We start from the raw sequence: 25,257 nt of genomic DNA on the forward strand, positions 1-25,257 counted from the left end.
CGGAACGGCGAAGACCGCTACGAATGTGCGGAATCCACAAGATCGCTCCGGCAGCATCGCGGCGTCGTTTGTGCGCACCCCATGACGTGGCCGCGGCGCGCCGGTCATCGCCGGGGGGTGGTGCCCACCCACACGCCCTGCACCGCGAGCGCGGCGTCGAGCAGCACCGCATCCGCCGTGAAGCCCGGCTGCAGCAGGCCAAGCGTGCGCTCGTACCCGACGGCGCGCGCCGGCGTCGTCGTCAGCGCGCGCACGGCCTCGGCCAGAGGAACGCCCGCCTCCACCGCCCGCCGCAGCGCCACGTCCTGGGTGAGGGTCGATCCGGCGATCGAGCCCGTGTGGTCGGCACGCGCCACGCCGTCGGTGACCGTCACCTTCACCGCCCCCAGGTCGTAATGGCCGTCGGCGCTGCCGGCGGCGGCCATGGCATCCGTGATCAGCGCCACGCGGCCGGGGGCGACGTCGAAGAGCAGCTTGATGATGTGCGGGTCGAGGTGGATGTTGTCGGCGATGCCCTCGAGGATCACCTGGTGGTCGGCCGCGGCGATGAGCACCGGACCCGGCGCGCGGTGATGGATGCCGTTCATCGCGTTGAACGCGTGCGTGAGGATCGAGGCGCCCGCCTCGAACGCCTGCCGGGCGACGGCCGCGTCGGCATCGGTGTGCCCCACCGCGGCGGCCGCGCCGGCGGCGACGACCATCCGCACCGCCTCCATCCCGCCAGGCAGCTCGGGTGCGATCGTGACCTGGCGGACGGTGCCACGCCCCGCCTCGAGCAGCCGGGCGACGTCGGCGGGCTGCGGGTGGCGCAGCAGGGAGGGCTCGTGCGCGCCGTGGTGTCCGGGATCGAGGAACGGACCCTCCAGGTGGCTGCCGAGGATCTCGGCATCCGCTTCGCTCAGCTCGGCGATCATCGCGACCTGCGCGGCGAGCTCGTCGATCGTCGCGGTCACCAGCGAGATGACCGCACGCGTCGTGCCGTGCGCACGGTGCATCTCACGACCGACGCGGATGGCCTGGACGCCGTCGTCGTAGGCGGCACCCGCGCCGCCGTGGCCGTGGATGTCGATGAACCCGGGGGTCAGCAGCGCGTCGGACCCCGCCGCGGCGGCGGCGTCGATCACGTCGTCGGCGGGCTGCCAGTCCGAGCCCGTGCCACGGGCGACGACCAGGCCGTCCTCGAAGCGCACCCATCCGCCGTCGACGAGCGTGCCGTCGCCGTCGGCGATGCGGGCGGAGTGGATGACCCGCGAGCCGCGGTGATCGGTGGTCGGTGTCATCTGTGCGCTCCAGGGATCTCGTCGGCGGGATGGAAGATGAGGAAGGACGATGAACAAAACCTATCGCGCGGTGAGCGGAATGTGACGTCCTCGATCTCGGTCGCGGCGCCACCCATCCGGTAAGCTTCTTGCGTCGCGACTGGCGTCTGGGTGGGTCACCACCGGGGAGCGGCCTCAGAGAAATCGACCGCGCGCCTGGGCCGATGAGGAACACCCCTATTTCCCGTGTGAACAGGAGACCGTCATGACCGACCGCTACTTCGACGCCCCGCTCGCCGAGGTCGACCCCGAGATAGCCGAGGTGCTCGAGCGCGAGCTGAAGCGCCAGCAGACCTTCCTCGAGATGATCGCCTCCGAGAACTTCGTGCCCGTGTCGGTGCTGCAGTCGCAGGGCTCGGTGCTCACGAACAAGTACGCCGAGGGCTACCCGGGCCGGCGCTACTACGGCGGATGCGAAGAGGTCGACGTCGCCGAGGAACTCGCGATCTCGCGGGCGAAGGCGCTGTTCGGCGCGGAGTTCGCCAACGTGCAGCCGCACTCCGGCGCGACCGCCAACGCGGCGGTGCTGCACGCCATCGCCCGCCCCGGCGACACGCTGCTCGGCCTCTCGCTCGACCAGGGCGGGCACCTCACCCACGGCATGAAGATCAACTTCTCGGGCCGGCTGTACGACATCGTCGCGTACGGCGTCGACCCCGAGACCTCGACCATCGACATGGACGAGGTGCGCCGTCTCGCCCTCGAGCACAAGCCGAAGGTGATCATCGCCGGCTGGTCGGCGTATCCGCGCACGCTCGACTTCGCCGCCTTCCGCGCCATCGCCGACGAGGTCGGCGCGCTCCTCTGGGTCGACATGGCGCACTTCGCCGGCCTGGTGGCCGCGGGCGTGCACCCCAACCCGGTGCCGCACGCGCACGTCGTGTCGTCGACCGTGCACAAGACCATCGGCGGCCCCCGTTCGGGCTTCATCCTCACCAACGACGCCGACATCGCGAAGAAGATCAACTCCGCGGTGTTCCCCGGTCAGCAGGGCGGACCGCTCATGCACGTGATCGCCGCGAAGGCGACCGCGTTCAAGATCGCCGGCACGCCGGAGTTCAAGGAGCGCCAGGAGCGCGTGCTGCGCGGTGCGTCGATCATCGCCGAGCGGCTCTCGCAGCAGGACGTGAAGGACGCCGGCGTGGCCGTGCGCTCGGGCGGAACCGACGTGCACCTCGTGCTCGTCGACCTGCGCGATGCCGAGATCGACGGCAAGCAGGCCGAGGACCTGCTGCACGAGATCCACATCACGGTGAACCGCAACGCGGTGCCGAACGACCCGCGTCCGCCGATGGTCACCTCCGGGCTGCGGATCGGCACGCCGGCGCTCGCGACGCGCGGCTTCGGCGACGCGGAGTTCACCGAGGTCGCCGACGTGATCGCCCTGGCGCTGCAGCCGGGCGCCGACATCGAGGCGCTGCGCGCCCGGGTGGACGCGCTCGCGGCATCCTTCCCCCTCTACCCGACCCTCCAGCAGTAACCCCTCCCCCCTCCCCTTGTCATGAGGGGTCAAAAAGTGCGGGGTGGCAACGCTCCCATGCGACATTTTCTGACCCCTCATGGGGGAGGAGGGGCGTGAAAGGACCGTGATGACCGCGAAGATCCTCGACGGCAAGGTCGCTGCGGCGGCGATCAAGGAAGAGCTGCGCGAGCGCGTGGCTGCGCTGCGCGAACGCGGCGTCATCCCCGGCATCGCCACCGTGCTGGTCGGAGCGGACCCCGCCTCGCAGCTGTACGTCGGCATGAAGCACCGCCAGTCCGAGGCGATCGGCATGAACTCGATCCAGCGCGAGCTGCCGGCCGACGCCACGCAGCAGCAGGTCGAGGCGCTGATCGACGAGCTCAACGCCGACGACACCTGCCACGGCTACATCGTGCAGCTGCCGCTGCCGAAGCACCTCGACACCGACGCGATCCTCGAGCGGATCGACCCCGCCAAGGACGCCGACGGCCTGCATCCGACCAACCTGGGCCGGCTCGTGCTGAACGTCAACGGTCCGATCCACACTCCGTTGCCCTGCACCCCCCGCGGCGTGATCGAGCTGCTGCTGCGCAACGACTACGACCTCGCCGGCAAGCACGTCGTCGTGGTGGGCCGGGGCGTGACGATCGGACGCCCGATGGGGCTGCTGCTCACCCGCCGCACCATCAACGCCACGGTCACCCAGGTGCACACCGGCACCCCGGACATGTCGCCGTATCTGCGTCAGGCCGACGTGATCGTCGCCGGCGCCGGGGTCAAGCACCTCATCCGCGCCGAGGACGTGAAGCCCGGAGCCGCCGTGCTCGACGTGGGCGTCACCCGCGAGGACGATCCTGAGACCGGCAAGTCGAAGGTCTACGGCGACGTGCACCCTGATGTCGCGGAGGTCGCCGGCTTCATCTCGCCGAACCCCGGCGGTGTCGGCCCGATGACCGTCGCGCTGCTCATGACCAACGTCGTCGAGGCGGCCGAGCGGGCTCTGCCCGCCGCCTGAGCGTCAGATCAGCGCGCGGGTTGCCCCGACGCGAGGAACTCAGGCGTCCGCGCCGAGTCGACCCCGGATGCCGGTGATGCGGGCGTGCTCGTCGAACTCGAAGGTCGCGGTTCCGCTGGCATCCGTCACCTCCGCGGCCGAGAACGCGTCGTCGGTCCAGGTCAGCTGCCACCCGGCGAGGCGGGCGAGGTCCCACACCGAGGCGCGCCCGTCGGCGAGGGCGAGCCCGGACAGGATGCGCGGCAGCGCCGCGGCGGCATCCGCCACCGTCAACGACGTGAACGGATCCTCCAGCAGCAGCACCGCCCGCGCCTCGCCGACAGTGGCGGCGTAGAACGACGAGAATCCGGTGATCTCGACGGCCGCGCCGCCGATCGCCCGCGCGAGGTCGTCCATCCACACGGACAGGTCATCGCCGATGTCTTCGGGGAAGGCCACCTCGCCCTCGGTGAGCTCGCGGATGCCGTGCTCGGCGCCATAGGCGCGCAGCGCCTCCGTGATGCCGGTGCGATCGCCCTGCGGCAGTGCCCACGACCACATCATCGATCGGGGACCGGGGGCGATGGACGCGACCAGATGCGGCGTCGCGACCACCGTGCGGCTCGGATCCTCCACGGCGCTGAAGGTGAATGTCCCGGCATCCAGGTCGGCATCCCAGCGGTGCTCTCCGAGTGCCTCGGTCGCGGTGCGCAGCTGATCCTGACGAAGGGCGGTGAACAGGGCCGCGCGATCGGCCAGCGCGCGCAGGGTCTCGAAGGTCATGCGTCCAGTCTGACCGTGGATGCTGTGCGGCTCCAAAGCGTCGGCCGTGAGATCGCTATGGTCGAAGCATCACCGGAACGAAGGAGTCTCCGCCATGCACACCACGCCGGCCCGGACCGAGAAGCGCAGCATCATGCGCCCCGTGAACCGCTTTCTCGAGCGATGGGTGCCCTCCGCGCTCACCTTCGCGATCGTGCTGACCCTCGTGGTCGCGGTGCTCGCGATGACGCTGACGCGGACGAACCCGGTCGACGTCGTGAAGGGCTGGGGCGACGGGCTGGCCGGCCTGCTGGCGTTCATGACGCAGATGTCACTGATCCTGCTGCTGGGGTACATGCTCGCCAACACGCGACCGGTCCGGCGTCTGCTGCGCGGACTGGCTCGCGTGCCGCACAACGCCGCGACGGCGTACGTGTTCGTGTTCGTCGTCGCCGCCGTTGCGAGCCTGATCACCTGGGGTCTGGGGCTGATCGTGGGCACGCTGCTCGCCCGCGAGATCGCCGTGCAGGCGCGTGAGCGCGGCATGCGGGTGCACTTCCCGCTGCTGGTCGCGGCGGGATACTCGGGTTTCGTGGTGTGGCACATGGGCTACTCCGGGTCTGGTCCGCTGACGGCCGCGACGCCCGACTCGTTCCTCGCCGAGAGCCTGGGCGGCGAGGTCGTGCCGGTGTCGCAGACCATCTTCTCCAGCTGGAACATGCTGGCGGCGCTCGGCGTCATCGTGGTGTGCGCGCTGCTGTTCCTGCTCATCCGGCCGCGCTCCGGCGACCCCGTCTACGAACTGCCGGTGCACGTGGGCGCGGAGGTGGATGACGAGGCGGATGACGAGGTCGTGACCCCCGCGGACCGCATCGACGCCTCCCGCGTGCTCACCCTCGTGCTGGGCCTGTGCCTGGTGGCCTACCTGGTGGTGCACTTCGCCCAGGGCGGCACGCTGACGCTCGACATCGTGAACTGGTCGTTCCTCGCGCTCATCCTCCTGCTCGTGCGCAGCCCGTTCGAGCTGATCCACCTCACCAAGCGCGCGGCGTCGAACGTCGGCGAGATCCTGCTGCAGTTCCCGCTGTACGCCGGCATCCTCGGCATCATGTCGACCTCGGGGCTCATCACGCTCTTCTCGAACGCGTTCGTCTCGATTGCGACGCCCGTCACGTTCGGCGTGCTGGCGCTGCTCTCGGCCGGCATCGTGAACTTCTTCGTCCCCTCGGGCGGCGGGCAGTTCGCGGTGCAGGGCCCGATCATGCTCGATGCGGCGAACCAGCTGGGCGTGGATCCGTCGATCGCGATCATGGCGGTCGCCTACGGCGATCAGTGGACGAACATGATCCAGCCGTTCTGGGCCCTGCCGGTCCTGGCGATCGCCGGACTGAAGATGCGCGACATCCTCGGGTACACGTTCGTCACGCTGCTCGGCTCCGGGGTGGTGATGGCGGCGGCACTGCTGCTCGTGAGCCTGTGAGTCTGCGCGATCAGGCGGTGACGGATGCCGCCTCGACGCGTCCCATCCGCCACACGCTGGGGATGAGCATGGTGCCCAGCGCGACCACGGCGTAGACGATCGCCGAGCCGACCAGCAGCGCGGTCGTGTCGACTCGCCCGATCAGCCATCCGAACGCCAGCGTCCCGAGCGGCATGGCGACGAAGCTGGCGAGCATGTCGTAGCTGGCCACGCGGGAGAGCTTGTCGCCGGGGATCTGCTCCATCTCGGTGACGTTCCAGCCGGTGTTGAAGATCTCCACCCCGGCGCCCGCGAGGAACGCCGCGACGGCGACCAGCGCCGCGTGCGGGTACAGCCCGAGCATGGTCAGCGGGATCGCCAGGGCGGTCACCGCGAGCATGCCCCAGCGCAGCGGACGCCGCAGCGGCAGCCACATCAGCAGCAGGGTCATCACCAGGATGCCGGCGCCTTCGGCGCTGACCACCCAGCCCCATCCGGCGATGCCCAGGCGCGGGTCGTTCTTGGCGATGAACGGCCCAGCCACACCCCACGCGCCGATGTGGATGGCGTTGAGCAGCATGAACGCCAGGCAGATGCTCCACATCCACGTGCGCGACCAGAACTCGCCCCACCCGGTGCGCAGGTCCCGGAAGAAGCTCGCGTCGGACGGCGACGGCGCGGGAAGGCGCACCATCGCCAGCAGCACGATGGCCACGAGCCAGCCCACGATCTGCACCGACATCGCCCACGCGGGGCCCGCCGAGGCGACGAGCACGCCGGCGATGATGGGCCCGCCGATGGTGGTGGCCGAGCGCACGAACGAGAGCATGGCGTTGGCCTGCTGCAGATGCGCAGGAGTGGTCAGCTGCGGGATGATGCCCTGCATCGCCGGCATCACGAACGCCGTCGACGCGCCGGTGACCGCCGAGAGCGCGGCGAGCAGCGGCACGGTCGCGTTGCTGCTGAACAGCAGGGCCACCATCGCTCCGACCGACAGGATGTCGAGCACGTAGCAGCTCTGGATCACCGCTGCACGCGGGAGCCGATCGGCGACCACGCCGCCGAAGACGAGGAAGACGACGTTGGCGACCGTGAAGACCGTCAGCACAGTGGCCAGCGCGGCGGGGGAGTTGTCGATGGCGAGCACCGCGAACGCGAGCGCGATCGACGACATCGATCCGCCGATCATGGTGATGGTGCGGGCAAGGAAGAACCACCGGAAACCGGGATCCTGCAGCGCACCGAGGGCGCGGCTCATGACAGCGTCAGTACGTGTCGGTGTCGTCGGCCCCGGATGCCGGGATGAACCGCGCCGCAAGCGCCTCGGCACCCCGAGCGAGGATCGTGACATCCGCCCCGGCGGAGAGGAAATGCGCGCCGGCGGCGAGGTAGGCGCCCGCGCCGGCCGGGTCGAAGGCGTTCACGCCGACCTTCTTGCCGGCATCCGTCACCGCGGTGAACACCCGGTGCACGGCGTCGAGCACGTCGGGGTGCGACTGCTGACCGGGCACGCCCATGGAGGCGGCGAGGTCGGCCGGGCCGACCAGCACGCCGTCGACACCGTCGACTGCCGCGATGTCGGCTGCTGCGGCGACAGCATCCGCCGATTCGATCTGCACGAGCAGCGACACGGTCTCGGACGCGTTCGGCACGTAACCGCTCACGCGGCCCCACCGGCCGCTGCGGGCCAGCCCCGAGCCGACGCCGCGCACGCCCTCGGGCGGGTAGCGCACGGCGGCCACCGCCGCCTGCGCCTGCGCAGCCGAGCCGACCATCGGCACGAGCAGGTTCTGCGCGCCCGTGTCGAGCACCTGCTTTATGATGACGGGGTCGTTCACCGGCACGCGCACCACGGTCGGCACGCGATACGCCGCGATCACCTGCAGTTGCTGCTGCACGGTGACGACGGTGTTCGGGCCGTGCTCCATGTCGATCAGCAGCCAGTCCACACCCGAGCCGGCGCAGATCTCCGCGTTCAGCGTCGTGCCGGTGCTCAGCCACATTCCCACCAGGGGGCGGTCGGCGCGGGCGAGCGCGTCGCGGAAGGTGGGCTCTAGACGAAGCGGCATGCGATGGTTCCCATCTCGCGGTAGTCGCACAGCACCTCGTCGCCGCGCTCGACCCACATGGGTCGTGTGAACGATCCTGCCAGGATGATCTCGCCCGCCTCCAGCCGTGCGCCGTGCTGGTGGAACTTGTTCGCCAGCCATGCCACGCCCGTCGCCGGGTGACCGAGCACGCCGGCCGCGACGCCGGTCTCCTCGATCTCGCCGTTCTTCGACAGCACCCCTGGCACCCAGCGCAGGTCGATCTCGTCCGGGCGCAGGTGCACGTCGCCGAGCACCATCGCACCGTAGGCGGCGTTGTCGCTGATGGTGTCGACGATCGTGCGCCCCTCCAGCTCGATGTGCGAGTTGAGCACCTCCAGTGCCGGCACAGCGTAGTCGATCGCCGCGAGCGCGTCGTCGAGCGTGCAGTCCGGCCCTTCCAGGGGCGTCTTCAGCACGAACGCCAGTTCGACCTCGATGCGCACGTTCGAGAAGCGCTCGACGGGGATCTCGGCGCCCGAGCGGTAGACGGTGTCGTCGAACATCACGCCGTAGTCGGGCTCGCTGATGCCGGTCGCCTGCTGCATCGCCTTGGAGGTGAGGCCGATCTTGCGCCCCACCAGCCGGCGCCCGGCGGCGATCTGCGAGTCGCGCCACACACCCTGAATCGCATAGGAGTCCTCGACCGTGGCATCCGGATACCGCGCGGTGATGCGCGGCATCACGGTGCGCGTCCGCTCGGCGTCGGCGAGCTCGGCCGCCAGCGCGGCGATCGTCTCGGCGGGCAGGGTCACAGCTGGTGTCCGAGCTTGTACTCGCCCTGCTTCCACTCCGGCATCGACTTCTCGCCCTCCTCGGGACGGGTGTACGAGAAGCCGTCCGCGCCGATCGTGACCGCCATCTCGCTGCGGTCGGTGCGCGCGATGACCGGCTGCGGGTTGCCGTCCAGGTCGAGCACGAGGCTGGCATCGGTGTACCACGACGGCACGACGGGGTTGCCCCACCAGTCGCGGCGCTGGTTGTCGTGCACGTCCCACGTGACGACGGGGTTGTCGGGGTCGCCGGTGTAGTAGTCCTGCGTGTAGATCTCCACGCGGTGGCCGTCGGGATCGCGCAGGTACAGGTAGAAGGCGTTGCTCACGCCGTGGCGGCCCGGGCCGCGCTCGATGGCATCCGACCTGCGCAGCGCGCCGAGCTTGTCGCAGATGGCGAGGATGTTGTGCTTCTCGTGCGTGGCGAACGCGACGTGATGCATGCGCGGGCCGTCGCCGCCGGTCGCGGCGGTGTCGTGCACGGTGGGCTTGCGGCGCATCCACGCGGCGTAGACGGTGCCCTGCTCGTCCTGGATGTCCTCGGTGACGCGGAAGCCGAGGTCCTGGTAGTGGCGCACGGCGCGCGGGACGTCCGGGGTGACCTGGTTGAAGTGGTCCAGGCGCACGAGCTCGCCGGGGGTGTGCAGGTCGTAGCGCCAGGAGAGGCGCTCGACGTGGGTGGTCTCGAAGAAGAACTCGTACGGGAAGCCGAGCGGGTCGACCACGCGCACGGAGTCGCCGATGCCCTTCACGAAGCCGCCGGCCTCGCGGCGCACGTCGCAGCCGAGCTCGGTGTAGAACGCGACGGCCTTGTCGAGGTCGGCGGCAGAGCGCACGCGGTACGAGAAGGCCGCGACGGCGGCCACCGGGCCCTTGCGCAGCACGAGGTTGTGGTGGATGAACTCCTCGGTCGAGCGCAGGTAGATCGCCTCGTCGTCCTCCTCGGTGACGTACAGTCCGAGCACGTCCACGTAGAACTGCCGGGAGGCGGCGAGGTCGGTGACGACGAGCTCCATGTACGCGCAGCGCAGGATGTCGGGGGGCGAGGCCTGCGGGGTGGCGACCGGGTTCTCGGCCTGGATCGGGGCCTCGGCGCTCACGTAGTAGCCCGAGGAGGTGAGGGTCATGTCGTCGCGGTTGGTCATCTCAGCGTCCTTGCTTGTCAATTTCTTCGAACCGCCCCCCGCTCCGGTATCAGTTGGTGCCGCCTGATCAGGTTTCCAGCGGCACGAACTCATACCGGAGCGAGAAGCGGGGGTGGGGAGGGGCGGGGTCAGCGGGGGTCCGGGTCGTCGAGGTCGGTGGCCCCGTGATCCTGCTGCTTGCCGAAGGTGGGATTGTGCGGGGCCCCGAGCGTGATGTGCACGCTCTGCTGGTCGGTGTAGAAGTCGATCGACCGGTAGCCGCCCTCGTGCCCGAGACCGGATGCCTTCACGCCGCCGAACGGGGTGCGCAGGTCGCGCACGTTGTTGGAGTTCAGCCACACCATGCCGGCCTCGACCGCGCCGGCGAAGTTGTGCCCGCGGCGCAGGTCGTTCGTCCACACGTAGGCGGCCAGGCCGTAGGCGGTGTTGTTCGCCAGGGCGAGGGCCTCCTCCTCGGTGTCGAAGGGCGTGATCGCGACGACCGGGCCGAAGATCTCCTCCTGGAAGATGCGGGCGTCGGGGGAGACGTCGGCGAAGACCGTCGGTACGACGAAGTTGCCCGTCTCGAAGCCGTCCGGGCGCCCGCCGCCGGCGACCAGGCGCGCCTCGTCCCTGCCGATCTCGACGTAGCTCATCACCTTGGCGTAGTGCTCGGGGTGCACGAGCGCGCCGACCTCGGTGTCGGGGTCATGCGGATACCCCACGCGGATGCGCGTGGCCTGCGCGGCGTAGCGCTCGACGAACTCGTCGTAGATCGAGCGCTCGACGAGGATGCGCGAGCCGGCCGTGCAGCGCTCGCCGTTCAGCGAGAAGACACCGAAGATGCAGGCGTCGATGGCGACGTCGAGGTCCGCGTCGGCGAAGACCACGGCGGGGCTCTTGCCGCCCAGCTCCATCGACAGGCCCTTGAGGAACGGAGCGGCGTTGCGGAAGATCAGCTGCCCGGTGCTGCTCTCACCGGTGAAGGAGATGAGCGGCACGTCGGGGTGCTTGACCAGCGCGTCGCCGGCGTCTTCGCCGAGGCCGTTGACGAGGTTGAACACGCCCTTCGGCAGCCCGGCCTCTTCGAAGATGCCGGCCCACAGCGACGCCGACAGCGGGGTGAACTCGGCGGGCTTGAGCACGACGGTGTTTCCCGTGGCGAGGGCGGGGCCGAGCTTCCACGACTCGAGCATGAACGGGGTGTTCCACGGGGTGATGAGTCCGGCCACGCCGATCGGCTTGCGGTTGACGTAGTTCATCTGCTTGCCCGGCACCTTGAAGGCGTCGTCGGCTTGCGCGACGATGAGGTCGGCGAAGAAGCGGAAGTTCTCGGCCGCACGTCGCGCCTGCCCCAGGGCCTGAGTGATGGGCAGGCCGGAGTCGAACGACTCCAGCTCGGCCAGTCGGGCATCACGCGACTCGACGATGTCGGCGATGCGGTGCAGCACGCGGGAGCGCTCGCGCGGCAGCATCCGGGGCCACGGGCCCTCTTCGAACGCGCGCTTGGCAGCGGCGACGGCGCGCTCGATGTCGGCCTTCTTGCCGGCCGCGGCGCGCACGTAGGTCTCGTTGGTGACGGGGTTGAGCACCTCGAACGTGTCGCCGTCGGTCGAGTCGACGAACTCGCCGTCGATGTAGTGCTGGATCTTCTCGGGCAGGTCGGCGGGGGTGTAGACGTCGGTCATCATCGTCCTTCTTCGCGGGGGTGGGGATGCCGGGCAGCCAGGAACGCGTCCAGGGTGCGCCAGCGATGGTCTCGGGCTGCCAGCTCGATCGCGAGCGGTTCGGCGCCGTCGCGGATCAGCTGCAGGATCTGGGCGTGCTCCTCCACCGAATGCCGGGCGCGCCCGGGCACGAAGGCGAAGGTGGAGTCGCGGATGCCGGAGAGCCGGCCCCAGCCGCGGTGCACGAGGTCCAGGATGTGCGGGTTGGGGCACGGCTCGAACAGCACGGCGTGGAACTGCTGGTTGAGCTGGGTGAAGCGATGCGCGTCGAAGTGGTCGAGCAGCTGTCGCATCCGCTCGTTGATGCGCTCGGCGCGATCGAGCGTCTCGGCGTCGAGCAGGGGAGCGGACAGCGCGGTGGCCGAGCCCTCCACCAGCCCCAGGGTCTGCATGGTGTGCGCGTACTCGTCCTCGTCCATGAGCGAGACGTGCGCACCGACGTTGCGCTCATAGGTGACCAGGCCCTCGGCCTCGAGCCGGCGGATGGCCTCGCGCACCGGCACGACGCTCATGTGCAGCTCGCGCGCGATCGCGCCGAGCACCAGGCGGTAGCCGGGTACGTAGGCGTGCGAGGCGATGCGTCCGCGCAGCCAGCTGTAGGCCTGCTCGGATTTGCTGCTCTCGCGCACCACGGTGGTCATCCTCGTGCTCCGGGCCGGGCGTCGTAGCGCGCACGCCATTCGGCGTTCATCGGGAACAGCCCGTCGACCGGATGCCCGGCCGCGACCTGCTCGGCGATCCACGCGTCCTCGTCCTCCTGCGCAAGCGCCGCGTCGGCGACCTCCTCGGCCAGGCCGACCGGGATCACGATGACGCCGTCGCCGTCGCCGACGATGACGTCGCCGGGCTGCACGGTCGCGCCGCCGCATCCGATGGTCACATCGAACTCCCACGGCACGTGCCGCCGGCCGAGCACGGACGGGTGCGCGCCCTGGGAGAAGACCGGCAAGCCGATCTCGGCGACGGCGTCGTAGTCGCGCACGCCGCCGTCGGTGACGACGCCGGCCGCGCCACGGGTCTTCGCGCGCAGGGCGAGGATGTCGCCGAGGGTGCCGGTGCTGGCATCCCCGCGCGCCTCGATCACGATGATCTCTCCCTCGCCGACGGCGTCGAAGGCGCGCTTCTGGGCGTTGTACCCGCCGCCGTGGCTCTTGAACAGGTCCTCGCGGGCGGGGACGAAGCGCAGGGTCTTGGCGGTGCCGACGATCTTGGCGCCGGGCAGGTTCGCCGAGAGCCCGTCGATGAAGCAGGAGTGCAGGCCGCGCTTGCGAAGCTGGCTGGACAACCCGGCGGTCGGCGCCGCCATCAGCTTGCTGCGCAGCTCGTCGGACAGACCCACTTCCCCCTGCCCTTCCGAAGAGGGGTCAGAAAGTGTCGGGTGGGCGGGGCTGGATGCGGCATTTTTTGACCCCTCTTCCGGGGGGAGGCCGGCCAGGGCGCGAGATCCCCAGGCCTCGGCGCGCTGCAGGTCGTCGACGCCGGGCAGCGAGCCCAGTGCGGGGTCGAAGGGCACCTGGCCCTGGATGACGGTCGTGCGCAGGCGCCCCGAAGACGGCGCACCCTCGGCATCCGGGGCGTCCACCTCGATCTCGACGACATCGCCCGGCACGATCACGCTCGAGCCGGCCGGCGTCCCGGTGAGGATGACGTCGCCGGTCTCGAGGGTGAAGTGCTGCGACAGGTCGGCGACGAGCTGGGGAAGTGGGAAAAGCAGGCCGGCGGTGGTGTCGTCCTGGGCGAGCTCGCCGTTGACCCAGGCACGTACCCGCAGCGCCGCGGGGTCCACCCGAGACGCGTCGATGAGCTCGGGTCCGAGCGGCGTGTAGCCGTCGCCGCCCTTGGACCGCACGTTCGAGCCCTTGTCGTTGGCACGCAGGTCGTAGAGGCCGAGGTCGTTGGCCGCGGTGATGGATGCCACGTGCGCCCACGCCTGCTCGACCGCCACCCGACGCGCGGGTGCGCCGATGATCAGCGCGATCTCACCCTCGAAGGCGAGCAGCTCGGTGCCCGCGGGACGCTCGACGACCCCGTCGGTGCCGGCGAGGGAGCTGGCCGGCTTGAAGAAGTAGGAGGGGGCGACCGGGCGCCGTCCGCGCTGGTCCGCGCGGGAGACGTAGTTCAGGTGGATCGCGATGATCTTGCCGGGGCGTGCGAGCTCGGTCATAGGGCGCCTCCTTGCCGGTTTCACACGAGGGAAGCGCCGGCTGCCGGCGTCCCTTGTGCGTCGTATTCGAAATCGTATATGATCCTGCTGCGGGTGGCAAGCATCCGATTCCACCCCCGACAGAGTCGTCAGAAGGAGCATCATGAGCGATCAGCCAGGCCGTTCCCGGGCCTCAGCCGCCCAACCGGGCTTCACCCCCACCGGGACCATCGCAAGCCACGACGACCGCCGCCGCGTCGTGTTCGCCACCGTCGTCGGCACCACGGTCGAGTGGTACGACTTCTTCATCTACGCGTTCGCGGCCGCGACGGTGTTCGCCGCGCTGTTCTTCGAGCCGATGGGCAAGGAGTTCGCGCAGATCGTCGCGTTCTTCACCGTCGGCGTGAGCTTCCTCTTCCGGCCACTGGGCGCATTCCTCGCCGGCCACTTCGGCGACCGGATCGGGCGCCGCCCGATGCTCGTCATCACCCTGCTCGTCATGGGGGCCGCCACCACGCTGGTCGGCGTGCTGCCCACGCACGCTGCGATCGGCGTGTGGGCGCCCATCCTGCTGATCGTGCTGCGCGTGCTGCAGGGCATCTCCGCGGGCGGCGAGTGGGGCGGCGCCGTGCTGATGGCGGTCGAGCACGCGCCGCGGCACAAGCGCGGCCTGTTCGGCGCGTCGCCGCAGATCGGCGTGCCGATCGGCCTGCTGCTGGCCTCGATGATGCTCGCGCTGATGGCGCAGATCGCGCCAGGCGACGCATTCCTCGAGTGGGGCTGGCGCGTGCCGTTCCTGCTGTCGATCCTGCTGATCGGCGTCGGCTACTGGGTGCGTCGCCGCGTCTCGGAGAGCCCGGTGTTCGCCGAGATCGCCGAGCGCAAGGAGGAGACCCGGATGCCGATCGTGCAGCTGCTGCGTCACCACGCGCCGCTGGTGCTGATCGCCGCGCTCGTGTTCGCCGGCAACAACGCCGTGGGCTACATGACCACCGGCGGCTACATGCAGCGCTACGCCACGGCCACCCCCGGGCCGATCGAGCTCGACACCTCGGCGGTGTTCTGGGTGGTCGCGCTCTCGGGTGTGACCTGGCTGATCTCCACCTGGTTCGCCGGCTGGATCAGCGACCGCATCGGCCGGCGCAACACCTACATCGCGGGATGGCTGCTGCAGCTGGTGGGCGTGTTCCTGCTCTTCCCGCTCACGAACATCGGCACCGTGGCGTCGCTCGCCGTCGCCCTCGTCGTGCTCACGATCGGGCTCGGCCTGACCTACGGCCCGCAGGCGGCGCTGTACGCCGAGCTCTTCCCCGCGTCCATCCGCTTCTCCGGCGTGTCGATCTCGTACGCGATCGGGGCGATCCTCGGCGGTGCGTTCTCGCCGCTGATCGCGCAGGCGATCTTCCAGGCGACCGGCGAGACCATGGGCATCACCTGGTACCTGGCCGGCATGACCGCGATCGGTCTGATCGCGACGCTGCTGCTGCGCGACCGCAGCGGCATCCCGCTCGGGCCCGAGCACGAGGCCGAGCAGGCGAAGAGCCCGATCCACGGCCTGACGAAGGCCTGACACCGCTCGCCGCGCCGGCCGCCGTCATCCCCCGAGAGCCTCGCGGATGACGGCGGCCGAGCGCTGCAGTCGCGCGGCGATCTCGGCATCCGAGAACCGCGACGCGACGTGCACGACGGCGAGGGCCGCCGGGCGCGCCCCGCGCAGCGGCAGCGGCACGGCGACCGATCTCAGGTTGGGGATGACCTCGTCGTGGCTGAGCGCGTAGCCGCCCTCTCTCACCTGCGCGACCTCGGCGCGCAGGTCGGGGTCGAGCTCGGGCCGGTCGTGCTCGCGCAGCTGCGCGAGGATCGCCTTTCCCGGTGCGCCGGAGCTGACCGGATGCCGGGTGCCGGGCCGCTGGGCGACATTCGCGACGGTATGACGCGGCTCGACGCTGGTCAGTGTGATCACCTCGTCGCCGTCCAGCACCGCGAGGAACGCGGTGAGGCCCAGCTCGTTGGCGACCGCGGTCAGCTCGGGCAGGGCCTCGGCCTGCAGATCGTGCGCGACCCCGGCGGCGAGGGCGGCCATCCGCGGGCCGAGGGCGGCGAGGCCGGAGGCGTCGCGAGCGACGAGCCGATGATCTTCGAGGGTGCGCAGCAGGCGGTAGGCGACGGAGCGGTGCACCTCCAGGCGCGCGGCCAGGTCGTCGATCGACAGCGGTCCGTCCGCGAGGATCTCGAGGATCCGGATGCCGCGGCTGAGCGTCTGCGAGGCGGGGGCGGCAGTCATCTGTGGCTCCTGATCTCTTGTGGCACAGCAATGCTTCGTATACGATCTGTTCAATAGTAGAACGCTGTGTTCGAATATAGAACACAGAAGGGAATCAATGACGATGCAGTTCCACCACCACGGCTACGTGTCGCGAGACCCCCGGGTGCAGCCCGCAGCCGGCCTGGGCCTCGACCGCTCCACCGAGCTGCCCGACGAGATGGACGTGCTCATCGTCGGCTCCGGCCCTGCCGGGATGCTGCTGGCCGCCCAGATGTCGCAGTACCCGGAGGTGAACACGCGCCTCATCGAGAAGCGCGACGGCCGCCTCGTGCTCGGCCAGGCCGACGGCATCCAGCCCCGCAGCGTGGAGACCTTTCAGGCGTTCGGGTTCGCTGAGCGGATCATGGCCGAGGCGTACAACATCGGATGGATGAACTTCTGGGGGCCCGACCCCGAGAACCGGCAGAACATCATCCGCACCGCGCGCACCGCGGACTATGCCTACGACATCTGCGAGTTCCCGCATCTCATCGTCAACCAGGCACGCGTGCTGGACTACTTCGCCGAGGCCGCCGCAGACGGGCCGGGCCGCATCGTGCCCGATTACGGCATCGAGTTCGCAGGGCTCACCGTGCACGACGAGGGCGAGTACCCCGTCGAGGTGCGGGTGAAGGACGCGGGCGGGGAGCGCACGGTCCGCGCGAAGTACGTCGTCGGATGCGATGGTGCGCGCAGCGGGGTGCGCACGGCCATCGGCCGCAAGCACGTCGGCGACATCTCCGCGCACGCGTGGGGCGTCATGGACGTGCTGGTGAACACCGACTTCCCCGACTGGCGGACCAAGTGCGCCATCAACGCCGAGGCGGGCAACATCCTGCACATCCCTCGCGAGGGCGGCTACCTCAGCCGGATGTACATCGACCTCGGCGCGGTCGCCGCCGATGACGATCACCGCGTGCGGCAGACGCCGATCGAGGAGATCATCCGCCGGGCGAACGAGATCCTGCACCCGTACTCGATCGACGTGAAGGACGTCGCCTGGCACAGCGTCTACGAGGTCGGCCACCGCGTGACCGACGGGTTCGACGACGTCATCGACGGGTCCGGCCGCACGCCGCGCGTCTTCCTCACCGGCGACGCCTGCCACACGCACAGTGCGAAGGCCGGTCAGGGCATGAACGTGTCGATGCAGGACGGCTTCAACCTCGGCTGGAAGCTCGGATCCGTGCTCACCGGACGCAGCCCGGAGGCGCTGCTGGCCACCTACGGCGCCGAGCGCAAGCCGGTCGCGCAGCAGCTGATCGATTTCGACCGGGAGTGGTCGAGTCTGATGGCACGCAAGCCCGAGGAGATCTCCGACCCGCAGGAGCTTGCCACCTTCTACCTGGGCACCGCCGAGTTCCCATCGGGGTTCATGACGCAGTACACGTCGTCGATGATCACCGGCTCCGACGCACACCAGAACCTCGCCGCCGGCTTCCCGCTCGGCAAGCGCTTCAAGTCGGCCGAGGTCACCCGCGTCTGCGACGGCAACGTCGTGCATCTCGGCCATCACGCCCGCGCCGACGGGCGGTGGCGGGTGTACGCGTTCGGTGACGCCTCCGGCGAGCGGCTGAACGCGTGGGCAGCGCAGGCGGCGGAGGTCTTCGCCCGCTTCACGCCAGCGGATGCCGACGTCGACGCGGTCTTCGACGTGAAGGGCATTCACCAGGGCTCGTACGAGGACGCGGAGGTGACCGCGGCTCCGCAGCTGTTCGCCCCGAAGACCGGGCCGCTCGGGCTCACCGACTGGGAGAAGCTCCACGCGTCCGCACCCAGCAAGTGGAATGCGACCGACATCTTCGAGGCGCGTGAGCTCTCGCGCGACGGTGTGGTCGTCGTGGTGCGTCCGGACCAGTATGTGGCGGCGATCCTGCCGCTGGACGGCGTCGACGAGCTGGCGGCGTTCTTCGAAGGGGCACTGCTGCCGGCATCCTGAGGCTCGCCTCACGCCGGCATCCGTTCCCGTCCACCCGGAACGCAGGAGCCCACCCGGAACGCAGGAGCCGATCTCGCATCGGCTCCTGCGTTCCGTGCGTTCTCCGGTGATCGCGCAGCGCCGGTTCCGACGCCGCGCATGACACGTGTCACGCCGAGGTCGTGACACTGCCCTCCGGATGCCGTTGCGCTGAGCGGCCACGCTGGAGGCATGCTCACCGCCACCACGACCTCACCCGGCCCCCCGCCGGTCGTCCACACGTCGCATGCTGAGACGACCCGAACCGCCTCCACGCACCCGATCGCGATCGAGCTGCGCGGCGTCCGGCGCCACTTCGGCTCGGGCGCGCAGCGCGTGCGCGCAGTGGACGGCCTCGATCTCACCATCCGCCGCGGCGAGGTGGTCGCGCTGCTCGGACCCAACGGCGCCGGCAAGACCACCACGCTCGACATGCTGCTCGGCCTCAGCGTCCCCAGCGAGGGCACCGTGCGAGTGCAGGGCATGCCACCCGCCCGCGCGGCACGGGGCGGAGCGATCGCGGCGGTGCTGCAGACCGGCGGTCTGCTGGGCGATCTCACCGTCGGCGAGACCGTGCACCTCATCGCCTCGCTGCATGGAGCGGCGGCGGTCGCCCGGATCCCGTCCGCCCTGGCACAGGCCGATCTCACCGCGCTCGCGCGCCGTCGGGTGGCGAAGTGCTCAGGCGGCGAGCAGCAGCGCGTGAAGTTCGCGCTCGCCCTGGTCGCCGATCCCGGCATCCTCGTGCTCGACGAGCCGACCGCGGGCATGGACGTCACCGCGCGCCGTCGCTTCTGGGATGTGATGCGCGCGGATGCCGATGCCGGGCGCACCATCGTCTTCGCCACCCACTACCTCGAGGAGGCCGAGCAGTTCGCCCGCCGCACGGTGGTGATGCACCGCGGACGCATCGTCGCCGACGCCCCGACCGCACAGCTGCGAGCCGGTCTCGGCGCGCGGCGGGTGGCGGCGACCCTTCCCGGCGGCGGTGCCGACGGCATCGTGCGGGGGTTGCGCATGCGGGCGGATGTCAGCGAGCTGCGTGTGGATGCGGCGCGGCTCACGCTGCGCGCGCTGGATTCGGATGCCGTCGCCGCGGCGCTGCTGGCCGCCGGTTGCCGCGACCTGGAGATCGCCGCGCCCACGCTCGAGACCGCCTTCACCGCTCTCACGGAGGACTGAGATGACCATCGCCACAACCGCGCGCAAGCGCCTCTCGCTCACGATGCTGCGCCTCGAGGGCCTTCGGCAGCTGCGCAACCCCTACACGCTCGCCTTCACCCTCGCCATGCCGGTCGTGATGTACCTGCTGTTCGGTGCGTCCGCCGACTATGCCGACCTCTCGGCCGGCAACGGCAACGTGTCGTTCTACGTGATGGCGTCGATGGCCGCCTACGGCACGGCGGTCGCGATGAGCTCGCTCACCTCGCTGGCCGCCGCCGAGGCGCAGCAGGGCTGGGGACGCCAGCTGGCGATGACCCCGCTGAGCACGGCCGGATACGCCCTGATCAAGCTGCTCACCGCACTCGGGTTCGCTGTGCTGGCCCTGTTCGCCGTATTCACCGCCGGCCTGCTCACCGGTGCCCAGGCCGAAGAGAGCTGGCGCTGGGCTGCGGTGGCGGGCATCATCCTGCTCACCGGCACCATGTTCGGACTGTACGGGCTGGGCGTCGGGCTGTTCTTCAACGCCGATTCCTCTGCCGCGCTCGCGTCGATCTCGATGACGTTCTTCGCCTTCTTCGGCAACGTGTTCATGCCGCTGGACGGCGTCATGCTCGACCTCGCCCGCCTGACCCCGCTGTACGGTTTCGTCGCGCTCAGCCGCTGGCCGCTCACCGACGGCACTCTGACCACCGGGCAGACCGACCCGCTGTGGGCCGTGCTGCTGAACATCGTCGTCTGGCTGGCAGTGTTCGCCGTGCTGGTGCTGGCCGGGGCGCGGCGTTCGCGCCGGCGGCGGTGAGCGGCGGCGGTGAGCGGCGGCGATGGGCAGCGGTGCGGCCATGAGCGCGACGCGGCGGATCAGTAGGTTGGAGTCATGACTGCGCATCCGGGACAGATCGAGCGTCTCGCCGTGTCCTCGCACTGGGATCGCTACGGCTGGCTCATGGCGGTCGTCTGGATGATCTTCCTGGCGTACCCGGTGATCGCCCTGCTGCGCTCCGGCGCTGCGCAGGGGTGGATCGCGACCGGGTGGGTGGCGCTGATCGTGTTCGCGGCGATGTACGTCATCGGCTTCGTGCGCGGCAGTCGCGGCGGCGGCGGCCTCGGCTCGCCACCGGTACCCGGACAGTGGACCTTCTTCGCCGTCCTCGTCGTGTGCGCCGGGCTGTCGGTGCCTGCGGAGGGCCCGATCGCGCTGAGCTTCCTGCCGTTCATCATGTCGTTCGCCTCGTACGGGCTCACCCGGGCAGCGCATTGGATCACCTCGGTCACCGCGGTGCTGATCACGGCCGCCTGCATCTTCCTGCTGCCCGGCGGCACATCGTACTTCGCGCTGCTGGTGGTGGTGACGCTGCTGGGCGTGGTCAACACCGTGTCGACGTGGCTGATCATCCGCTCGGCGCAGGCCGAGCGTCTGGGGATCGAGCTCGCCACGAGCGAGGGGCGCGAGGCGCTCGCGCGCGATGTGCACGACCTCATCGGGCACTCGCTCACGGTCGTGCAGCTGAAGTCCCAGCTCGCCGCGCGGCTGGTCGACGCCGATCCCGAGCGGGCGAAGGCCGAGCTCGCTGCCATCACCGCCCTGACCGGCGAGGCGCTCGACGCGGCCCGCGCCACCGTCGCGGGCGCGCGCAGCGCCACCCTCGACGAGCAGCTGGCGCGCAGCGGCGAGGCGCTGGCCGCCGGGGGAGTCGCGCTGCAGGTCGAGGGCGCGTCTGACGCGCTCTCACCCGCCCAGGCGCTGACGGCAAGCTGGATTCTGCGCGAGTCCACCACCAACGTGCTGCGGCACAGTGCCGCACGGCGGGCGCGGGTGACGGTGGCGCCGGGGCGGCTCGTCATCGAGGACGACGGCCGCGGACTCGATGGCGGCGAGACCGCGGTGTCGGAGGGCAGCGGCATCCGCGGCATGCGTGAGCGCGCTGCGGCCGCCGGGGCGGTGTTCGGCATCGGTCCGGCCGCGGGGGCGGGCACGCGGGTGGAGGTGCGGTGGTGACTCGGATGCCGTCCGGCGCGCCGGGTGCCGGCATCCGGCTGCTCGTCGCCGACGACCAGGCACTCGTGCGCGGCGCACTCGCCGCCCTGCTCGAGCTGGAACCCGACATCGAGGTGGTCGGCGCCGCCGCAGACGGCGAGGAGGCGCTGGAACTGGCGGCCGCCCTCACACCGGACGTCTGCCTGATGGACATCCAGATGCCCGGGATCGACGGCATCGAGGCCACCCGTCGTCTGCGCGCGGCGAGCCCGGCCACCCGGGTGCTGATCGTGACGACGTTCGCCCGGCCCGGCTACCTGCGCGACGCGCTGGATGCCGGCGCCAGCGGATTCATGGTGAAGGACGCCCCCGCCGAGCAGCTCGCCGACGCCGTGCGTCGCACGCACGCCGGACTGCGCGTGCTCGATCCGGCGCTCGCCGAGAAGAGCCTGTTCGAGGGCGCGAACCCGCTCAGCGATCGGGAGCGGCAGGTGCTGCGGCTGGCTGCCGACGGCAGATCCGCGGCGGCGGTGGCATCCGAGGTGTTCCTGTCAGCGGGCACGGTGCGCAACCACCTCTCGGCGGCGATCGGCAAGACCGGTGCGCGCAACCGTGCGCAAGCGGTGCGCATCGCGCAGGACAAGGGCTGGATCTGAGCCGTCGATCGCAGCCGGTGCCGACGACGCCGGATCAGGAGTTCACGCGGATGATCTCCTCCTGGTACGGCGCGATGACCTTGCCCGAGATGCGCAAGTCCAGCACCAGGAAGCTCCGCTGCGAGACCGGCTCCACCGCCCAGGCGCGCAGCCGCTCGAGATCGTCGAGGGTGCGCACCACGACGCCCTCAGCGCCGACCGCCGCCGCGAAGGCGGCGAAGTCGACCTCGGGGATGAGCATCGGCGCCTCGGCCAGACCCTTCAGGCCGTACAGGTTGACCTCGGCACCGTAGGCGGCGTCATTCCAGATCACGGCGACACCTCGGCCGGCCGCCGCGCGCACTGCGGACTCCAGGTCGGCGATCGCCATCAGCCCACCGCCGTCGCCGGAGGTGAGCACGATGGTCTGCTCAGGCCGGGCGCGGCTCGCACCGACGACGCTTGGCCAGCCCTGACCGATGGACTGGAACGCGGTGCCGACCATCATCATGCGATCGGGCGCGGCCACGGGCCAGTACATGTTCGCCCAGCCGATGAAGTGCCCGCCGTCCGAGACGACCACGCGGTCCTCGGGCAGCATTTCGGCGAGGCGCCGGGCCGCCGAGCGCGGGTCGAGGCGGCCGTCGCGGGCGATGTCGTCGCCGGAGTCGTAGGCGCGGGCGGATGCCACGTCGACGCTCTCCCGCCACGGACTGCTCGGAACTCCGGAGTTCTCGCCATCGACGGGCCGGTCCGACGGCGTGTCGGCGTCGTTCGCGCCCGGTTCTCCGGAGTTCTGCATCCGCGAGACCAGCGCCTCGGCGGCGAGACGCGCATCCGCGCGCACGAACCCGCCCACATGGGCATGGGTGGCGGCCGGCGTGACGTCGATCTGGAAGACGCGGGTCCCCGGCGCGAACAGCGCGCCGAAACGCATCGTGAACTGGTTGAGTGAGGCGCCGAACACGACCGCCACGTCGGCGTCGCGGATCAGCTCCATCGCGCCCTCGGCCCCGAAGCCGCCGGTCACGCCGAGGTCGTAGCGGGTGTCGGGGAAGATCCCGCGGCCGAGCGCGGTGGATGCCGTCAGCGCGCCGGTCGCCTCGGCCAGCGCTCCCAGCGCCGCACCCGCGCCCGAGAGCCATGCACCGCGACCGGCCAGCAGGAAGGGCCGCTTCGCTGTGCGCAGTGCGTCCGCGATCTCATCCAGCATCCCCTCGGCGAACTCGCCGCGCGGCGCGAGCGGAACGGGCAGGCGTGGCGCGGGTGCCGCCGGTACCGATCCGGCCTCGAGCGCGGCGACGTCATAGGGGATCGCGAGCACCACCGGCACCCGATACGTCAGCGCGTGCTCGATCGCGATGACCGTGGTCGCGGCGGCGTCGGTGCGACCAGTGGTGTACGTGCGAGCCCCGACAGCGGATGCCATCGCGATCTGATCGACATCCCAGGGGCGCGGCCCGGAGGTGGGCTCGTCGCCGACGACCAGCACGAGCGGCACGTGCGCCTGCACCGCCTCCGCAAGGGCCGTGAGCGTATTCGTGAACCCCGCGCCATAGGTCGAGGTCGCAGCGGCGATGCGGCCCGATGCCCGGAAATGAGCGTCCGCGGCGACGACGGCGCCCTGCTCGTGGCGCACCGCCGTGAACACGGCATCCGTCTGCGTCTCGAGAGCATCGAGGAAGTACGCGTTGCCGTTGCCCATCACCCCGAACACGTGGTCGATGTGCTGCGCGAGGGTGTGGGCGACATGAGCGGAGACGGAGGGCATGCGGAAGCGCCTTTCAGACAGGGAACGGAGGGATCCGTATGTGTCTCGCGGCTGCCGCGTCATCGCGCAGTGCTTCGTGCCCCTTTTTCGAGCATCGGCCGCCACCGGCCGGACGCCTCGATTCTAGCCGTGGATCGCGTGCTCGGCCGCCAGCTCGACGGTCGTCGCCGTGCGGTCGGCCAGCCGGATCGAGGTCACCGACTCGGGCGGCAGCGGCGTCCATCCGGCACCGGCCACGCCGGTCGAGCCGACACTGATCGTGCCGTCGGCGCCGGTGCGCCAGCGCAGCGCGAAGTAGTCCTCGTTGTGCTCGCTGGGCAGGACGTCGGCGAGCGGCGCGAGACGCGACAGATCGTGATCGGTGAGGATGCTGGTGGCGTTGGCATGCACGACGACGAGCTCCTCGTCGTCGAGCAGCAGCGCGTTCAGGCTGGCCAGCGGGAACAGCTCGCGCAGCAGCCGCGCAGTGCGGGTGGCGGCCTCGTGCAGCGTGACACCGTCGGCGAGGTGCTCGCGGATCAGCGCGAAGTACATCTCGCTGTCGGTGCTGCCGGTCAGCGCGGCGACGCTGGCGGGGGAGAGCAGCGCGCGCAGCCGCTCCAGAGGCTTGATCGTGCCGTTGTGCGCGAAAGCGATGCCATCGACCTCGAAGGGATGCGCATTGCAGTCGAGCACGGGAAGGCCCGCCGTGGCCCAGCGCAGGTGCACCATGGCGGCGCGCGAAGAACTGTCCAGGGCGCGGTCGAAGCCCGGGTCGCCGATGGCGGAGTGCGCCGACTTGTGCACCTCCGGTGCCGCGTCAGGGCGCGCAACTCCCGCCCAGCCCCACCCGTCGCCATGCAGGCGCGCGAGGGAGAGCAGGCTCTCCACCCCGTCCGCGCCGAGCTCCTCGCGCGCGGTGGATTGCTCGGGAGCGACGAAGGCGAACAGGCGGCACATGATGAAGACGACCTCGGGTATCGATGGGTGCGGAGCGCGGCGGGCGACGCGATCACATCCTTCGTTTCTACCCCATGTGCGCCTGTCACAGGGCGGAATCCGTTCACTCGGCTTCTTCGGATGTAACACAATGGAGAAGTGACTGAGGCTGCGATCGAGCGCGAGACGCTCACCTGGGACGGATTCGGCGATGCGACGCGAGACCTCGCGCGCGAGATCATCGACAGCGGCTTCGCGCCGGAGGTGGTCGTCGCGATCGCCCGCGGCGGTCTGCTGCCCGCCGGTGCGATCGCGTACGGGCTCGGCGCGAAGAACTGCGGCGCGATCAACATGGAGTTCTACACGGGCATCGGCACGGTGCTCGACGCCCCTGAGGTGCTGCCGCCCGAGCTCGACATGGAGTACCTGGACGGGCGGCGCGTGCTGCTCGTCGACGACGTCGCCGACTCGGGACGCACCCTCGCGCTCGCCGTACAGCTGCTGAAGGAGAAGGGCGCCGACGTGCGCTCGGTCACCATCTACACCAAGCCGTCGACGATCATCCAGCCCGACTACGCCTGGAAGGACACCGATCTCTGGATCAACTTCCCGTGGTCGTTCAAGGGCACCGTCGTCGAGGAGGACCAGGGTCTGCCGCCCTCGGCGTGACGCTCTTCGAGTG

The 25,257-nt window shown here is 70.4% G+C and carries 22 protein-coding genes and 1 riboswitch; of the genes, 10 read left to right on the top strand and 12 right to left on the bottom strand.

Annotated features, from left to right (window positions below; genetic code table 11):
• Window positions 1–104: 104 nt before the first annotated feature.
• A complete protein-coding gene (gene nagA, locus WFG93_RS08405) occupies window positions 105–1,280 on the bottom strand; it encodes an N-acetylglucosamine-6-phosphate deacetylase (RefSeq protein ID WP_336645885.1) in 1,176 nt (391 codons plus the stop codon).
• Between the two features lie 125 nt (window positions 1,281–1,405).
• Window positions 1,406–1,488: riboswitch (ZMP/ZTP riboswitch) on the top strand.
• A 36-nt stretch (window positions 1,489–1,524) separates the two neighbouring features.
• Between nagA and glyA the strand changes: the two genes are divergently transcribed.
• Both glyA and WFG93_RS08415 read left to right on the top strand, forming a co-directional pair.
• Complete coding sequence (gene glyA / locus WFG93_RS08410; protein ID WP_336645886.1) at window positions 1,525–2,799, top strand: serine hydroxymethyltransferase; 1,275 nt, start codon at window positions 1,525–1,527, stop codon at window positions 2,797–2,799.
• Window positions 2,800–2,908: 109 nt separating this feature from the next.
• A complete protein-coding gene (locus tag WFG93_RS08415; RefSeq protein ID WP_336645887.1) occupies window positions 2,909–3,796 on the top strand; it encodes a bifunctional methylenetetrahydrofolate dehydrogenase/methenyltetrahydrofolate cyclohydrolase in 888 nt (295 codons plus the stop codon).
• A 39-nt stretch (window positions 3,797–3,835) separates the two neighbouring features.
• Here WFG93_RS08415 and WFG93_RS08420 read toward each other — a convergent pair whose 3' ends face one another.
• On the bottom strand, window positions 3,836–4,558 hold the full coding sequence (locus tag WFG93_RS08420; RefSeq protein ID WP_336645888.1) for a DUF6882 domain-containing protein: 723 nt from the start codon (window positions 4,556–4,558) through the stop codon (window positions 3,836–3,838).
• A gap of 94 nt (window positions 4,559–4,652) precedes the next feature.
• On the opposite strand from WFG93_RS08420, the gene WFG93_RS08425 reads away from it, so the two are divergent.
• A complete protein-coding gene (locus tag WFG93_RS08425; RefSeq protein WP_336645889.1) occupies window positions 4,653–6,017 on the top strand; it encodes a short-chain fatty acid transporter in 1,365 nt (454 codons plus the stop codon).
• A gap of 10 nt (window positions 6,018–6,027) precedes the next feature.
• On the opposite strand, the gene WFG93_RS08430 is transcribed toward WFG93_RS08425, so the two are convergent.
• From WFG93_RS08430 to WFG93_RS08460, 7 genes are all read right to left on the bottom strand, one after another.
• Entirely contained in the window at window positions 6,028–7,254 is a 1,227-nt protein-coding gene (locus WFG93_RS08430) for an MFS transporter (RefSeq protein ID WP_336645890.1), read from the bottom strand.
• 7 nt (window positions 7,255–7,261) lie between these two features.
• Window positions 7,262–8,065, bottom strand: coding sequence for an aldolase/citrate lyase family protein (locus WFG93_RS08435; RefSeq protein ID WP_336645891.1), 804 nt, complete (start codon window positions 8,063–8,065; stop codon window positions 7,262–7,264).
• Window positions 8,050–8,832: a 2-keto-4-pentenoate hydratase gene (locus tag WFG93_RS08440; protein WP_336646056.1), complete on the bottom strand. Its 783-nt coding sequence runs from the start codon at window positions 8,830–8,832 to the stop codon at window positions 8,050–8,052. Before WFG93_RS08440 ends, WFG93_RS08435 begins: the two co-directional genes overlap by 16 nt.
• Before the next feature lie 2 nt (window positions 8,833–8,834).
• The gene (gene hpaD, locus WFG93_RS08445) at window positions 8,835–10,001 is read right to left on the bottom strand and encodes a 3,4-dihydroxyphenylacetate 2,3-dioxygenase (protein ID WP_336645892.1); all 1,167 of its coding nucleotides are present in this window, start codon (window positions 9,999–10,001) and stop codon (window positions 8,835–8,837) included.
• Window positions 10,002–10,129: 128 nt separating this feature from the next.
• Window positions 10,130–11,668, bottom strand: coding sequence for a 5-carboxymethyl-2-hydroxymuconate semialdehyde dehydrogenase (hpaE, locus tag WFG93_RS08450; protein WP_336645893.1), 1,539 nt, complete (start codon window positions 11,666–11,668; stop codon window positions 10,130–10,132).
• Window positions 11,668–12,348 (bottom strand): GntR family transcriptional regulator, encoded by a 681-nt coding sequence (locus WFG93_RS08455; protein ID WP_336645894.1) that lies wholly within the window; start codon window positions 12,346–12,348, stop codon window positions 11,668–11,670. The genes hpaE and WFG93_RS08455 overlap by 1 nt, the downstream gene beginning before the upstream one ends.
• Window positions 12,345–13,871 carry a fumarylacetoacetate hydrolase family protein gene (locus WFG93_RS08460; RefSeq protein WP_336645895.1) on the bottom strand — a complete coding sequence of 509 codons (1,527 nt, stop codon included), beginning with the start codon at window positions 13,869–13,871 and terminating at the stop codon, window positions 12,345–12,347. The genes WFG93_RS08455 and WFG93_RS08460 overlap by 4 nt, the downstream gene beginning before the upstream one ends.
• A gap of 142 nt (window positions 13,872–14,013) precedes the next feature.
• Between WFG93_RS08460 and WFG93_RS08465 the strand changes: the two genes are divergently transcribed.
• Window positions 14,014–15,420: an MFS transporter gene (locus WFG93_RS08465; RefSeq protein ID WP_336645896.1), complete on the top strand. Its 1,407-nt coding sequence runs from the start codon at window positions 14,014–14,016 to the stop codon at window positions 15,418–15,420.
• Between the two features lie 24 nt (window positions 15,421–15,444).
• Here WFG93_RS08465 and WFG93_RS08470 read toward each other — a convergent pair whose 3' ends face one another.
• The gene (locus tag WFG93_RS08470) at window positions 15,445–16,134 is read right to left on the bottom strand and encodes an IclR family transcriptional regulator (RefSeq protein ID WP_336645897.1); all 690 of its coding nucleotides are present in this window, start codon (window positions 16,132–16,134) and stop codon (window positions 15,445–15,447) included.
• Window positions 16,135–16,237: 103 nt separating this feature from the next.
• Between WFG93_RS08470 and WFG93_RS08475 the strand changes: the two genes are divergently transcribed.
• The 5 genes from WFG93_RS08475 (at window position 16,238) to WFG93_RS08495 (ending at window position 21,907) form a co-directional block, all read left to right on the top strand.
• A complete protein-coding gene (locus WFG93_RS08475) occupies window positions 16,238–18,094 on the top strand; it encodes an FAD-dependent monooxygenase (RefSeq protein ID WP_336646057.1) in 1,857 nt (618 codons plus the stop codon).
• A gap of 210 nt (window positions 18,095–18,304) precedes the next feature.
• Entirely contained in the window at window positions 18,305–19,294 is a 990-nt protein-coding gene (locus WFG93_RS08480; RefSeq protein WP_336645898.1) for an ABC transporter ATP-binding protein, read from the top strand.
• Between the two features lies 1 nt (window position 19,295).
• Entirely contained in the window at window positions 19,296–20,075 is a 780-nt protein-coding gene (locus tag WFG93_RS08485; RefSeq protein ID WP_336645899.1) for an ABC transporter permease, read from the top strand.
• A 75-nt stretch (window positions 20,076–20,150) separates the two neighbouring features.
• Complete coding sequence (locus WFG93_RS08490; protein WP_336645900.1) at window positions 20,151–21,272, top strand: sensor histidine kinase; 1,122 nt, start codon at window positions 20,151–20,153, stop codon at window positions 21,270–21,272.
• A 5-nt stretch (window positions 21,273–21,277) separates the two neighbouring features.
• Window positions 21,278–21,907 carry a response regulator transcription factor gene (locus WFG93_RS08495; protein ID WP_336646058.1) on the top strand — a complete coding sequence of 210 codons (630 nt, stop codon included), beginning with the start codon at window positions 21,278–21,280 and terminating at the stop codon, window positions 21,905–21,907.
• 34 nt (window positions 21,908–21,941) lie between these two features.
• Here WFG93_RS08495 and WFG93_RS08500 read toward each other — a convergent pair whose 3' ends face one another.
• Both WFG93_RS08500 and WFG93_RS08505 read right to left on the bottom strand, forming a co-directional pair.
• Window positions 21,942–23,657 (bottom strand): thiamine pyrophosphate-binding protein, encoded by a 1,716-nt coding sequence (locus tag WFG93_RS08500; protein WP_336645901.1) that lies wholly within the window; start codon window positions 23,655–23,657, stop codon window positions 21,942–21,944.
• A 123-nt stretch (window positions 23,658–23,780) separates the two neighbouring features.
• Window positions 23,781–24,596: a class II glutamine amidotransferase gene (locus tag WFG93_RS08505; RefSeq protein ID WP_336645902.1), complete on the bottom strand. Its 816-nt coding sequence runs from the start codon at window positions 24,594–24,596 to the stop codon at window positions 23,781–23,783.
• Between the two features lie 138 nt (window positions 24,597–24,734).
• On the opposite strand from WFG93_RS08505, the gene WFG93_RS08510 reads away from it, so the two are divergent.
• Window positions 24,735–25,244 carry a phosphoribosyltransferase gene (locus WFG93_RS08510; protein WP_336645903.1) on the top strand — a complete coding sequence of 170 codons (510 nt, stop codon included), beginning with the start codon at window positions 24,735–24,737 and terminating at the stop codon, window positions 25,242–25,244.
• Window positions 25,245–25,257 lie beyond the last annotated feature (13 nt).

Origin of the sequence: Microbacterium sp. USHLN186, assembly GCF_037145155.1 — a bacterium.
Taxonomy (GTDB): domain Bacteria; phylum Actinomycetota; class Actinomycetes; order Actinomycetales; family Microbacteriaceae; genus Microbacterium.